The organism is Microbulbifer mangrovi (assembly GCF_002009015.1).
Lineage (GTDB): Bacteria > Pseudomonadota > Gammaproteobacteria > Pseudomonadales > Cellvibrionaceae > Microbulbifer > Microbulbifer mangrovi.
Map to the genome: position 1 here is coordinate 33541 of NZ_LZDE01000328.1, position 14396 is coordinate 47936.

The following is a 14396-nucleotide window of genomic DNA, read 5'->3' on the forward strand; positions in this document are numbered from 1 at the left end:
CATGAACGCGGAACAGAACGCGAATTCCCCGAATAATCAGGACCGTTTACTTCAGGAAGAAGTGATTGACCTGCGCCAGTACTGGCGCATTGTGGACCGTTTTAAGTGGCGCATCGCGGCGCTGTCTATTGCTGTAACCATGCTCACGGCGATTGTCGTGTTTTCCATGACGCCGCGTTACCAGGCCACCGCTACCCTGATGATCGAGGCCGAACAGGCCAAGGCGCTGTCTATTGAAGAAGTCTACGGTCTTGACTCCAGCCGCAAGGAATATTTCCTCACCCAGTTTGAGATCCTCAAGTCCAAGCGCATTGCCGAGGCCGTGGTAAAGAAGCTGAACCTGACCACGCACCCGGAGTTTGACCCGGAGCAGCAGGAAGGCGGCTTCAGCCTGCGCAGCATGCTGCCGTTCCTCTCTCAAGAGGAGCCTCTGTCGGACGAGGAAGCTGCAAGCCTCAAATTACAGAAGGTCACGGAAGCGTTTACCGAGCGCCTGAGCATTTCCCCGGTGCGCAATACCCAGCTGGTGAAGATTACTTTCGAGTCCGAGTCTCCCAAGCTGGCAGCCAAGGTAGCGAATACCGTTGCTGAGGTTTACATCAGTAGCCATCTGGAAGCCAAGCTGGAAATGACCCAGCAGGCCACCACCTGGTTGAACAGCCGTCTGGACGATCTGCGTGTGAAGCTGGAGGCATCCGAGTCCAAGCTCCAGGCATTCCAGGAGCAGGAAGGTTTGGTCGATGTGGAAGGTGTACGGGGCCTGGCTGCACAGGAACTCAATGAAATCACCGAGCAACTGCTGACGGCACGCAAAGAGCTCAAGCAAGCGGCAAGTATTCGGGAGCTGGTATCGGCAAGCGATGCAGATATCTCGGCACTGGCCAGCCTGCCGGAAGTGCTGAACCACAAAGTAATCGAAAACGTTAAGCAGGCCGAAGTTGAGGCCTCGCGTAAGGTATCCGAGCTGTCCCGTCGTTACGGGCCCAAGCACCCGAAGATGATTGCAGCCCAGGATCAGCTGGCGTCTGTTGAAGCCAAACTGCGCGACGAGGTACGCCAGCTGGTGGCGGGGATCGAGAGCGAATACCAGGCCGCGCTTTCCAACGAGCGCTCCCTGAGCCGTGAACTGGAGCAGGCCAAGGGCGAGTATCAGGTGATCTCCCGCAAGGAAACCCGCTACTCGGAGCTGAAGCGCGAGGCAGATGTAAACCGTCAGCTGTACAGCGCCTTCCTGACCCGGTTCCACGAAACCAGTGAAACTTCTTCGTTCGAGGCTGCCAATGCCCGTGTAACCGACCCGGCGCTGCCGCCGCGTGTGCCGGCCAAGCCGAAAAAGGCTCTGATTGTTGCCCTGGCGATGGTGGTAAGTGCCATGCTGGGTGTGATGCTGGCATTCCTGTTTGAAGCCCTGAACGATGGCGTGCGCAATCCGGACGACGTGGAGAACAAGCTGTCTCAACGTATGATCGGTCTGCTGCCCTGGGTGGAACACGCAAAAGGCCAGCGTCTGGGCCTGCGTACTTTCTTTGAAGCGAACCAACATCAGTTTGCAGAATCGGTGCGCACACTGCGTACCAGCCTGGTACTGTCGCACCTGGAAAAGCCGGCCAAGATTATTTCGGTAACGTCTTCTATTCCCGGTGAGGGTAAGACCACGGTGTCCGAAAACCTGGCGTTCTCACTGGTACAGATGGAACGGGTTCTGCTGATTGATGCGGACATGCGCCGCCCGTCTGTGGGCAAGGATTTTGGTTTGCCGGTATACCAGCCGGGTCTGTCCAACCTGATCTCGGGTAGCGCGACTCTGGCGGAATGCATTCACCACGACGAAAAGAGCGGGCTGGATGTGATTCCCGCCGGTGCCGTTCCGCCTAACCCGCAAGAGCTACTGGCCTCGCCGCGTTTTGAAAAGGCACTGCAGGTACTGGCTGATAAGTACGATCGCATCATTCTGGATACTGCCCCTGCGCAGGTAGTGAGTGACGCGTTGGTTGTGTCCCGCGTTGCGGAATCCATGCTGTATGTAGTGAAGTCTGACAGTACCCGCCAGAAAGTGATCAACGATGGTATTGGCCGCCTGCTGCAGGTGGGTGCCAAGCTGGATGGTGTGGTACTCAACCAGGTGGATACTGCCTCCAAGTCCAGTGGTTACGGTGAGTACTATGGCTACTACGCTGGCCAGTACGGTTACGGTGCAGAAAATGCGGCGGTTGCAGCCGCAGAACACGCCAAAGCCGAAACGGCCAAGCGTGAAGATAAATCCCTCGAAGTGGCATGATTGATCTCCACTGCCATATTTTGCCGGGCATCGATGACGGTGCCCGGGATCTCGATCAGGCTCTGGTCCTCGCCCGGGCCGCGGTTGCAGATGGCATCACGCACACGGTTGCTACGCCACACATTCATACCGGTCGCTTTCCCAATAATTTGAGTTCCATCACCCGGGCTTACCGCGAGCTGTGTGCGGCGCTCGAAGCAGAATCCATTCCGTTGAAGCTTGGCATGGCTGCCGAGATCCGGTTGTCCGAGGAAATCCTCAATATGGTGCTGCTCAAGCAGGTGCCGTATCTGGGCGAATGGGAAGGAGAGAGGGTACTGCTGCTGGAGTTGCCCCACAGCCATATTCCGCCGGGTACTGAACAGCTGATCCGCTGGCTGCGCAAACAGGGGGTGCGACCTATGATTGCGCATCCCGAGCGCAACAAGGATGTGATCCGCGATTTCAACAAGGTAATGCCGCTGGTGCGGGAAGGGTGCTTGCTGCAGGTGACTTCCGGTGCGGTGGCCGGGCACTTTGGCGAGCCTGCCCAAGAGCGTGCTATTCAGTTGCTGGAGCAGGATCTGGTGACGATTCTCGCTACCGATGCCCACCATGAAGTACGCCGTCCGCCCGTTCTGAATATGGGGCGCGAGGCCGCTGCGGAAATTGTCGGTGAAGACAAGGCTTGGCGACTGGTATTGGAGAATCCGGGTAAAATAGCGGCCAGTCATTTTTCCTGACCTGAATAAAGCTCCGAACATAGCCCCAAGCCAGCTCCTATGCACAGCTCATCGATTACGCATTCTTCTTCCGGGCGACGTCGCCGCCGTCGTTCCAGCCGTCAATCGGCATTTGCACATGTGAAACGCCTGCTGTGGCCAGCGGAAGCCTCATTGGCCACCCGGTTGGGTGTTTGGGGGTTGGTATTTGTGCTCGCGTTTCTGGGTGTGCACGGAACCAAACAGGGCCTGGCCAACCTGCAGGTAATCCACGTAGAGAACCAGCTGAAGTACTGGTACAAGCTGGGCAAGGTCGCTTCTCCTGCTTCGATGGAGTCCGCGCTTTTTTCTATCGAGCGGGCCCGCGAGCTGCATCCTGATAATCCCTACCAACTGACGCTGCATGCGCGCTTGCTGGAATGGCGTGGTTTTTCCGGGGGCACCTCTGCTGCCGAGGATTACCGCGCTGCCCTATCTCTTTATCAGCAGGCCGCGGCACTGCGCCCCCTTTGGCCGGATAGTTGGGCAGAGATGGCTCAGCTCAAGCTTCGGCTGTTTGAATTTGATGAAGATCTGGATCGATACCTGGCGCGCGCTGCCGCCCTGGGGCCCTATACCCCAGCGGTACATAACGCGATCGTGCAGGCGGGGCTGCCGCGCTTGCCTGTATTGAAGGCACTCGAGGATGAGCGTATGGAAATGCTGAAAACCCATATGGTTCGTGGGATTAAGGACCATCGCAGCCGCAACACCGTGTTGACCCAGGTATCCATGTATCGGCAGGAAAGGGAAATCTGTGACTGGCTGACCGAGTCGCAGCTGTTCGAGAGACTCCCCGGTATCTGCAAGGCCGGGTGAAACGCCAGATGCCAGCGCGCAATCGCAATTGGTTAAAAATTATACTGGCAGTATTCCACCAAACTGGTAGACTGCGCAGCCTCTTGTCCCGGCCCTAATCTGGCTTTGAGCCCGAGTAAGGCTTCAAGCGGGACAATTGTCAAAATGGGTAACAGACCTCCTCGCCACAGGCCCCTGTCTCTGAGTTGAATGAGCTTGCAATAGCCGGTGCTATTAATGGGCTTCTTCGCCTTGCCCAGCAATCTTCAGTCGTGCGCTATGGTTATTCCATTGGGATAAGCGCCGACTCGGCTCCTATGTACATTCAAGTGAACTCAATATGACCGACAATTCCGCACCTGCTGGTTTTGACCAGCTGGGCCTGCCGACACAAATTCTCGAAGCTGTTACCAAACTGGGTTACGAAACCCCATCCCCTATTCAGGCGCAGACTATTCCGTCACTGTTGGAAGGCCGCGACGTACTGGGCCAGGCCCAGACCGGTACCGGTAAAACCGCCGCCTTTGCCCTGCCTATGCTGGCGAGCCTGGACCTGAAGAGCAAACGCCCCCAGGCCTTGGTACTGGCGCCTACCCGTGAGCTGGCCATCCAGGTGGCCGAGGCGTGCCAGTCCTACGCGGCCAACCTGAAAGGTTTCCACGTTGCACCTATCTATGGCGGCGCAGACTACCGCGGCCAGATCCAGCAACTGAAGCGCGGTGTGCAGCTGGTTGTGGGCACCCCGGGCCGTGTCATGGACCATATGCGCAAGGGCACTCTGGACGTGTCTGGCCTGAAAACCCTGGTGCTCGACGAAGCCGACGAAATGCTGCGTATGGGCTTTATTGACGACGTGGAGTGGGTTCTCGAGCAGATCCCTGATGAGCGTCAGATCGCGCTGTTCTCCGCCACCATGCCGCGCGAGATCGCCAAGATTGCGCGCGACCACCTGGACAATCCGGTGGACGTGAAGATCAAGGTCAAGACCGAGACTGCCGATACCATCCGCCAGCGCTACTGGCCGGTGGGCGGCCTGCACAAGATGGATGCGCTGACCCGTATCCTCGAAGCGGAGCCCGTAGATGGCACCATCATTTTTGTGCGCACCAAGAACGCCACTGTTGAGATTGCCGACAAGCTCGCCGCGCGTGGTTTTGCCAGCGCCGCCCTGAACGGCGATATGGCGCAGAACCTGCGCGAGCAGGTGATCGACAAGCTGAAGAAAGGCAAACTGGATATCGTAGTCGCCACCGACGTGGCGGCCCGTGGCCTGGACGTGAAGCGTATCAGCCACGTGATCAACTACGACATTCCCTACGACACCGAAGCCTATATCCACCGTATCGGCCGTACCGGCCGCGCCGGTCGCGAAGGGGATGCGATCCTGTTCGTGGCGCCGCGTGAACGTCGCATGTTGCGTGTGATCGAGAAGGCGACCAAAAAGCCGATCGAGCGCCTGGAGCTGCCGACCGCCAAGGCGGTAAACGCCTCGCGTATGGAGAAATTCCGTCAGCGTATTACCGATACCCTGGAAGGCGATATGGATCTGGCGCCGTTCCGCGACCTTGTGGATCAGTACCTGTCCGAAAACGAAATCGACCCGCTGAACGTCGCTGCCGCACTGGCCTCCATGGCCCAGGGCGATCAGCCGCTGTTGCTGGACGAGCGCGAGCCGAAGCAGCGCGACTTCAATGATCGGAACGATCGTGACTTTGACGACCGCAAGCGTAACAAGCGCGAGAAGAAGGGCTTCGACAAACAGAAGCATGTGGGCCCGCCCGATGAAGGCAAAGAGCGTTTCCGCATCGAAGTAGGGCGCGACCACGGCGTACGGCCGGGCAGCGTAGTGGGTGCTATTGCCAACGAAGTGGATCTCGATAGCTCCTACATCGGCCGTATCGAAATCTACCCGGACTACACCACCGTGGACCTGCCGGAAGGCATGCCCAAGGAAATCTTCAACCACTTGAAGAAAGTACGTGTCAACGGCCGCCCGATGAACATTGCCAAGTACACCGACGAGGGTGGAAGTGGTGAAGGCCGCAAGGGTGGCAAGCCATCATTCGCAGCCAAAAAGCGCAAGCCGAAGAAGCCGCGCGATTGATTAGTGCATAACTGAGTAGCTAGTCGCAGCGACGAATAAAAGGGCACCTTCGGGTGTCCTTTTTTTGGGTGATTGTTTTATTTCTGTAAATATTTTGAGGATTTTGGTCTACCGTTCGTTCCCATTTGGCGTCATATTGATTTGGGTGTCTCAAGTTTAGTGGTTGCCCTGACGCTTGCTCTAAATACATGGGAATTAGTTGATGAGTATAAAAAATAAACATTTTGCGGGGGCTGTAATCGGAGCTCTCAGTTTGGTACTGGTTGCCTGCGGTGGCGGCAGTAGTGGCGGTGGGAATGAAGGGGGCACGCCTGCGCAGCCCACTAACCAAGCGCCCTCGGTTACCGTTGAATCCATTTCACTGATGGAAGGGGAGTCCGCAACGATTACCGCTTCCGCAACGGACCCTGAAGGCTCCGCGGTCTCCTATGCATGGGAACAGAAATCGGGTGTGTCACTGGAGCTCGCTGATGTTGATACCGCGACGGTTTCTATCCAGGTACCCGCTGTAACCGAGGACTCTCAGACAACGCTGGTGGTTACCGCCACCGATGCTGAGGGCGCAAAGACCTCGAAAGAAGTGGTTGTTTCCATTGTTGCCCGTATGGTCGGGTTCGACATTGAGGGAATGGTAACGGAGAGCCTGGCAGCTGAGGCTGAAATTTCGTTCAGCGTCGGTGAGCAAATTTTTACTTCTGAAGTAGACGCTACTGGCCAGTACCTTGTTTCAATCAATGTCGACGACAGCCGTGTCGCCGATTTGGTTCGAGCAGAAGTGACGAACCCGGGTACCAAGCTAAAACTCGTTTCATTGCTGGGGAACGTCGAGTCGGTAATCGCTGCAGCCGGTGTTGATGAACTGGTAACACACGATGAATTACTTTCCGTCAATGTCTCGAGCCTGACTACCGCGATGGCGGCTGTAATCGAGGAGGGCGAACTCGGAAATGTTTCGACTCAGGAGCAATTTGTAGGGCGAAAGAAACTGGTCGATGGCTACGAGGCCTTTCAGCTCGCGACATTAATCGAGCTCGTACAGAGTTACTCAGAATCTGCAGGTGTCACAATTCCTAGTGATATCGACGATACCTATGCATTGGTTGCTAACCGTGAGATCGCCGCCTTACTGCTTGCTGAGGTTCGTAGTAATAATCCTGACACTTACCAGGCCGCGATGGATGCGATACTGGGCGACTCGCAGCTGGTAGTGACTGCACCTGCGGGTAACTCCGAGATTCAAGATACTTATTATTTTACAACGAGCAATATTGACCTTGGTGCCCGATTGGAACTCGCTCCGGAGGGGCTGGGATCACTGAGTGGCTCAAGTTTCAGTGGCAAGAGCGAAATCACCTGGACGGCGACAGCGGAAGGTCTCGAACTTTATGGCGCTGATACAGTTTTAAGTAGTCTCTATGAATTTGATGAGAATCTGGGACGCAATGTTCTGGAGGAGGTCGTCTTCCAACCAAAACTAGTCAATTGGCTTGATCATGGAACAGAAGTTGACTGGTTGGTTGTCCAAGCGGAAGAGTTTACCCGGTATCCCAATGGCGAATACCCGCCCTCCGAGCCGGAGTTAAAGATCGTGACACCTATTGCGATCCGTAATACAGGCAAAGTTGATGCTGCGGATTTTTTGCAAATGGGCCTTTCATTGAGCATCCCTTTGCCATCTGTCGCGAGTGAGGTTACTGAACCCACTCCGGATCAGGAGCAGTCTTTGTCTGCGGAATCCGTGCAGTTGACCTTCGCTGGTAATCTTGTGACCGGTGGCAGCGTGTCGGTAAATGTGGATTCAATCTCCGGCTCTGGTGTGCCGTCTTCGATCCAGGTCAGCTCTCCATGGGAGATCGATATTAACGGACATTTACTGATCGACAATGTTCTTGGCTACAAAGCTGAGTTGGTATTGTTAGAAGGTGACAACCAGAAATCTCCGTTAGTGTTTGTAGAGCTGGACAATGGAGCGAGAGCACTTTCTACCTCTGGAAAGGCCTATCTGAAAGAGGCCCCCGCGTGGACACCAGATCGGGCAGTGGGTATGTACCAGTATCCGATGAGCTTCAGTGCCCCACTGGAGCCTTTCTGGTTTGAGGTGAATGCGGACGGAACTGCTCTGACCGCCTCGACTTGGGACCGAAACGGGGATGGGGAGATTACTGCGGACGAAACTTCTTTGATGCCGGGGCTCTGGCGAATTAATGAAGCAGGAAACCTGCTTATCCGTCGTTATTTCGCATATACGTCAGGGTTCTGTGAGTCTGCGATTTGGGATCCTGCGCCTGGTGACGAGTGTGCCCTCTATCACGAACGGGAGTGGGTGTTGCATCAGGAAGGAGAGGGCATCGCTGTACGCAATTACCATCGCTTTTTCCTGGATCCCTTCCTGGATGAATCCATGGCGATTCCTGAGGAGCACATTCTTAGTAGCGCGAGTATCTTCAATGCCTACTTCGAGCGTGTAGAGGAGAGGCCCGTCCCGATATCGGGAATGTAAGTTAGGTAATAAAAAACCGCGCAAATGCGCGGTTTTTATTAACTCTACCCGGTAAGGAAATACTTACTTTGGGTAGCCAGAATAGTTATTTTTTCCCAAACGGCAGCATCTGCCGCAGCGTGTTGTCCTTGGTAACAAAGTGATGCCACAGCGCGCCACCGATATGCAGCACCAGCAGTACCAGCAGTGCATTCCACAGGAATTCCTTGTGCAGGAAAGCAAACTGCTTGGCCAGATCGGTATTCTTGGTGACAAAGCTGGGCAGGTCGAATACCCAGAACAGGGTGGTGTCGCGTCCGGCGAACTGACGCATCAGCAGGCCGGTGATCGGCATACCCAGCATGATGATATACATCAGGCTCTGTACCAGCAGGGATACAGGTTTCTGGAAGCCGCTGCCATACAGAGTGGGGCGGCCGTGGGTGGCGCGCCAGTAGAGACGGAAAAGACCGAGAAACAATACGGAGAAGCCGAGGGAGAAGTGTAGGACCATCCACCAGCCACGCATGGGGTCGCTGCGCTCGTAAAACTCGTGCAGCTCTACGGAGCCCCAGGCGAACAGGATAAAAAATGCTATCAGCCAGTGCAGGGATTTGATTGCCTTGCTCCAGCTATTCGGTGTGGATGTCATCGAGTGGCCCCTTCTATTGTTGTCGATCTTAAGCGTTACATCTTCAGTTTTGATTCTTAGGTGGCTGCGCGCACACCTTTCAGGTTGGCGAAGCAAGTATCTCGCGCGGTGGTGAAAAAGTCCTGCAGAAAGGCTTGCTCCAACATCTCTTCACGCACCGCGGCGTAGAGTGTACTCCAAAGTCCACTCTTGCCCAGTCTAAGCTGGTTGACCAAACCTTTCTGTAAATATTCGTAAAGCGCCCAGTTAGGAAGCGCACACACACCGCGTCCGCTGACCACCAGCTGAACCATCATTACCGTCAGTTCTGCGGTACGTACCGATGCGGGTTCCACATCTGCCGGATCGAGGAAGTGCTGGAATATATCCAGCCTTTCCCGCTCTACCGGATAGGTAATCTGCACTTCTCCTGCCAGGTCCTCCGGCTCTACCCATTTGCGGTCCGCCAGGGGATGTTTCCTGCTGATGGCCAGGCACATTTCAAAACTGAACAGGGGCTCGTAATGGATACCTTTGAGGGATTCGTCCGGGTTGCTGGTTACCACCAGGTCGAGGTCTCCCCTGACCAGCGCCGGCAGCGGGGCAAAGTTAAATCCGCTGGACAGGTCCAGTTCCACCTCTGGCCAATCGTCGCGGTAGGCGTCGAGGGTGGGCATCAGCCACTGGTAGCAGCTGTGGCATTCGATGGCGATATTCAGCCGTCCGGCAGTACCGGAGGCCAGCCGCGCGAGGTCCCGCTGTGCCACTGCCACCCGCGGCAGTACATCGTCTGCCAGCTGCAGCAGGCGCAATCCGGCAGTGGTGAAGCGCAGCGGGCGGGATTTGCGCACAAACAGGCTCTGTTCATGGCGCTCCTCCATCTCCCGGAACAGGTGGGAGAGTGCGGACTGGGTGAGGTGCAGGCGCTCGGCGGCGCGCACCATGCTGCCGGTTTCCCGCAGGATGGTCAGTGCCCTGAGGTGGCGGAGTTCTATCATCGGGGTGTAGTACGGCCTTTAATTAAATTCATCTTATCTTTGGTGATCGTGAAAATTATTGAATCTCATTTTGGGGGAGGGAAGCAAGTTTTTGTGATGTCGGCCCGCAACCTGGTCGCGCTAATCGACCCTTGAAGTCGGGCGGTGTGGAGAAATCGTCTGAACCGACGAAGCGGGCAGGGATGCAAATCGGTAACTTCAGCCTCGCGATGAGACCAGATATATGAACTTGCAAAGCGATTTACCGCAGTGCTCTGCGCAGTGTCTTTGGTCAGTGAGAGTGCCCGACATATTGAAGCGGCCGGGCACACAAAAAAATAACCAGGGAGAGCTGAGAATAATGTTGCAGCCAACACGCAGGCTGAGGGCACTTGCCGTCCTCGGCGGTAAAGCGGTGATGACATCTGTCTTGTTTACATCGGTTTTTACCATTTCTTCAATGGAGTCGTACGCCTATACCGGCGAGGATACGGGCTACGATGATCCGTACTACGATCCCAACCAACCTTTCACCCCGCACAATGTATATAACCGCCCCGATGACTACGACCCGAATGCGTTGCTTGGCAGTAGTAACGGCGGCTGGGCTGTATGGGATTTCTGCTACGGCAAACCGGACGAGGCCGAATTACCGGCAGATCCACGTTCGTCTATTCAGGAAGGCGTCAGTGATGGCCGCGCTGTGCACTTCAATGCGTACTACAAAAACTGTCACGTCGATCCGGAAGCGGTGCAGGAAGTCGGAGCGGCTACTACTTGTGGCGAACTGCGTGATCGGTTTGATGTGGGTGAGCGCCTGCTGACCGGCGGCTCGCCGGGTGTGGGTGCCTTGTTTGCGGGTACCGATCCGTTCACTGCCGAAGCGGCGGGTGGTATTTCCACCATGACGCCGGGGCAGTACAACGATCTGTGGAAGTCCTGGGGCGGCTATGTATCCAAGCCCGACAATTACGACCAGCTGGTAGCCGAACGCTACGGTTCAGTGATTGGTGAAAAGCGGAACCCCTACCCGCTGAAAGGGGAAAACCCCAACTGGACCAATGGTGGATCCGGCCAGCTACCATTGATGTTGACCCAGATGCGCAACCCGGACGGCAGCTGGACCGGCCGCATCGGCGTTACTTGTCACGCTTGTCACAGTGGTGCGATTGACGGCAAGCCGGCACTGGGTGGTGGTAGCCCGCTGGCGGATCTGGACCTGTTCCTGCGCGATGGTTTGGCTCAGGGATACCTTGCCTCTATCGCGACGCTTGCGAACCTGGCGCATACCCGTGGTACCAACAATGCCAGTGACGTGAACCTCGCATTTATCTTCCCGAACGAAGGCTTTTACACCGCTCGGGATGCGATCGACCTGATTACTTCCGGTTCGACCGCGAGTATGGATACCCCGGCGTGGTGGAACCTGGGCCACCGCCCGGTGAAATTCGTCGACGGTATGTTCCCGGCGGATGCACCGCGTATCGACCAGGTGTTCTATACCCCGATCTTTGGTCTGTTCGGTGAGATCCTCGGGCCGCTGAGTGACGCCGGTCAGAAGTACATGCGTGACAATGGGCCGCCCATCAATGCGTGGATTGAAACTCTCAAAGCACCGAAGTACCCGGGTAATATCGACACCGCGCTGGCGGAAGAGGGCGCAGTCCTGTTCCACGAGTTGGATATGTGGGCAGCCGAGCGCAATAACCCGGTGCGTCGCCCCGAGGGCAATGGTAGTTGTGCGGGCTGTCACGGCGCCTATGCACCGCGTTACGTAAATGACCCGACTTATCTTGCGGATCCGTCCCTGGAGGGTATTGCCGCGTATATCGTGCCCCAGGAAATCATCGGCACTGACCCGGTACGTTGGGAAACCAACAACGAGGGCATGCAGCGTGCGGGCTCGGTAAACTTCTTCGGCTATCCGCCGACCAAAGGCACCGATCAGGATTGTGGACCGCAGAACCAGGAGCGCCTGCGCGGTGATCGCGAGCTCGGTTATCTGGCGCCGCCGCTGTACGGCGTGTGGGCGACTGCACCTTACATGCACAACGGTTCCATTCCTAACGTATGGGAAATTCTCAAGCCGTCTGAGCGTGAGCCCCTGTGGCGCCGGGTATCCAACGACAAGCTGCAAAACCCCTGGTACAACAACGGCAATGTGTTGATGGGTTATGACACCAGTCTCGACAGTGCCTACGACGCCGAAAAAATGGGTTGGAAGTACGACACTATCGCCTGTGAATGGCGCTCTTTCCTGAACCCGTCGGTATCTCCGTATCGCACCTGTGATCCGAATGACAAGCACGCGACGCCGATGGCGCAACAGGTGCTCGACGGTCTGTACAGTAACCTGATCCTGACCTGGAACATCTTCTTCCCGCCGACGCTGACCATGCGGCAGATGGAGGATCGCAAGATCTACAACACCCTGTTGTTCAGCCACGGTAATGAAGGTCACGAGTTCAATAGCGTTCTCACGGATCACGAACGCATGGCCATCATCGAGTACATGAAGACCTTGTAAGCCTGACAGAACCTGTCGCTTCAATTGCGCCGCACGGGGAGCCGTGCGGCTTTTTTATTTCTGTAGGTTTCAAATTTAAACTTTAGTTTTACTCATGTTCTAGTTGAAAACTATGAAATTGATTAAACATGGTGCCCGCCGCAGAATGCCTTCCTGAATTCACACCCCCGGCGCCTGAGTGCCCGGGATGGCATTGATTGGGAAATGGACATGGCACAGACACATATTCTCGGATACCCGCGCATCGGCGCGAATCGCGAGCTGAAGCGCGCACAGGAAGCTTACTGGAAGGGTGATATCGATCAGAAAGCCCTGCTGGCTACGGGCTCGCAGGTACGCAGCAACAACTGGCAGGCGCAACAGGCAGCGGGCCTGGCACTTACCACCGTCGGCGACTTTGCCTGGTACGATCAGGTCCTGAACCACTCCCTGATGTTTGGCGTGATTCCCGAGCGCTTTACCGAGGGGGCTGCGGATAACAAGCTTGATCAGTATTTCCGTCTCGCCCGCGGCCGCGCGCCCTCCGGCGAGCCGGTAGCGGCCAACGCCATGACCAAGTGGTTTGATACCAACTATCACTATCTGGTACCGGAATTCACCGCCGACCAGAAGTTCTCCCTGGACAGCGAATGGCTGTTGGCGGAAGTGCAGGAGGCGCAGAGCCTGGGGCATAACGTAAAGCCGGTGGTGATTGGCCCGCTCACATACCTCTGGCTCGGTCGCGGTGTGGATAATGCGCTGGACCTGCTGCCAAAACTGTTGCCCTGCTACATTGAGTTGCTCGAGCAGCTGGCCAGTGCTGCCGCTCAATGGGTACAGATTGACGAGCCTATTCTCGGCCTGGACCTGCCTGCCGAGTGGCGCGATGCTTTCGCTCCGACCTATCAGGCATTGTCCAAAGCCAGTGGCAGCAAGCTGCTGCTCGCCAGCTACTTCTCTCCGCTGCAGGAAAACCTCCAGCTGGCGTTTGACCTGCCGGTGGACGGTGTACATATCGACGCGGTACGTGCACCGGAGGAGGTGGCTCATGCCGCAAATGCGCTGCGCGACGGGCAAGTGCTATCTGTCGGGGTAATCAATGGTCGCAATGTCTGGCGTACCGACCTGGCCCGCTGGCAGCAGGAGCTTGCGCCGCTAACGGACAAGCTCGGCGAGCGCCTGTGGATATCTGCCAGCTGCTCACTTCTCCACAGCCCGGTCGACCTGGACACCGAAACCAATCTGGCCGATGCCGATAAGCAGAAACTGGCCTACAGCCGCCAGAAGCTGGATGAACTGCAAACCCTGCAGCAGGCCCTGAAGCCCGGCGCGAGCGCGTTGCCCGCGATCGCCAAAACCGAAAGCCCCAGTGAGGCCGATGTGCGTGCGGAGCTCGACAGCACCTGGCGTGCGCAAAAGTATCCACAGCGCGCAGAAGTACAGCGCGAGCGCTGGCAGCTGCCATTGTTGCCCACCACGACCATCGGTTCTTTCCCGCAGACCGACGTTCTGCGGCAGGTGCGCAAACAGTTTCGCAATCAGGAAATCAGTGCGCAGGACTACAACGATCACCTGCGTGCAGAAATCGCCGAAGCGATCCGCCGCCAGGAAATACTCGGCCTCGATGTACTGGTACACGGCGAAGCCGAGCGCAACGATATGGTGGAGTACTTCGGCGAGCAGCTGGATGGATTTATCCACACCGGCAACGGCTGGGTACAGAGTTACGGCTCCCGCTGTGTGAAACCACCGATCATCGCTGGGGATATCTCGCGTCCAAACCCGATGACCGTGCAGTGGAGTGAATACGCCCAGAGCCTGAGCAAGAAGCCGGTAAAAGGCATGCTCACCGGCCCGGTCACCATCCTCAACTGGTCCTTCCC

The 14396-nt window shown here is 56.5% G+C and carries 9 protein-coding genes; 7 read left to right on the top strand and 2 right to left on the bottom strand.

Translation table 11 applies throughout. The features are described from left to right. The first annotated feature begins 1 nt into the window (after window position 1). The 5 genes from B4U49_RS13200 (at window position 2) to B4U49_RS13220 (ending at window position 8420) form a co-directional block, all read left to right on the top strand. A complete protein-coding gene (locus tag B4U49_RS13200) occupies window positions 2–2278 on the top strand; it encodes a GumC family protein (RefSeq protein WP_078085072.1) in 2277 nt (758 codons plus the stop codon). Next, window positions 2275–3000 (top strand): tyrosine-protein phosphatase, encoded by a 726-nt coding sequence (locus tag B4U49_RS13205; RefSeq protein ID WP_078085073.1) that lies wholly within the window; start codon window positions 2275–2277, stop codon window positions 2998–3000. The genes B4U49_RS13200 and B4U49_RS13205 overlap by 4 nt, the downstream gene beginning before the upstream one ends. Before the next feature lie 39 nt (window positions 3001–3039). Then, entirely contained in the window at window positions 3040–3837 is a 798-nt protein-coding gene (locus B4U49_RS13210; RefSeq protein WP_143735665.1) for a VpsP family polysaccharide biosynthesis protein, read from the top strand. A gap of 319 nt (window positions 3838–4156) precedes the next feature. Further along, the gene (locus B4U49_RS13215) at window positions 4157–5920 is read left to right on the top strand and encodes a DEAD/DEAH box helicase (RefSeq protein WP_078085075.1); all 1764 of its coding nucleotides are present in this window, start codon (window positions 4157–4159) and stop codon (window positions 5918–5920) included. 202 nt (window positions 5921–6122) lie between these two features. After that, the gene (locus B4U49_RS13220; RefSeq protein ID WP_078085076.1) at window positions 6123–8420 is read left to right on the top strand and encodes a PKD domain-containing protein; all 2298 of its coding nucleotides are present in this window, start codon (window positions 6123–6125) and stop codon (window positions 8418–8420) included. A gap of 85 nt (window positions 8421–8505) precedes the next feature. On the opposite strand, the gene B4U49_RS13225 is transcribed toward B4U49_RS13220, so the two are convergent. Then, window positions 8506–9051 (bottom strand): cytochrome b, encoded by a 546-nt coding sequence (locus B4U49_RS13225; protein WP_078085077.1) that lies wholly within the window; start codon window positions 9049–9051, stop codon window positions 8506–8508. A gap of 56 nt (window positions 9052–9107) precedes the next feature. Continuing rightward, window positions 9108–10028: a LysR family transcriptional regulator gene (locus tag B4U49_RS13230; protein ID WP_078085078.1), complete on the bottom strand. Its 921-nt coding sequence runs from the start codon at window positions 10026–10028 to the stop codon at window positions 9108–9110. Window positions 10029–10368: 340 nt separating this feature from the next. Between B4U49_RS13230 and roxB the strand changes: the two genes are divergently transcribed. Beyond that, window positions 10369–12534, top strand: a complete 2166-nt coding sequence (roxB, locus tag B4U49_RS13235) for a rubber dioxygenase RoxB (RefSeq protein ID WP_143735666.1) — start codon at window positions 10369–10371, stop codon at window positions 12532–12534. Between the two features lie 210 nt (window positions 12535–12744). Next, a partial coding sequence (gene metE / locus B4U49_RS13240) for a 5-methyltetrahydropteroyltriglutamate--homocysteine S-methyltransferase (RefSeq protein ID WP_078085082.1) occupies window positions 12745–14396 on the top strand: 1652 nt, incomplete at its 3' end.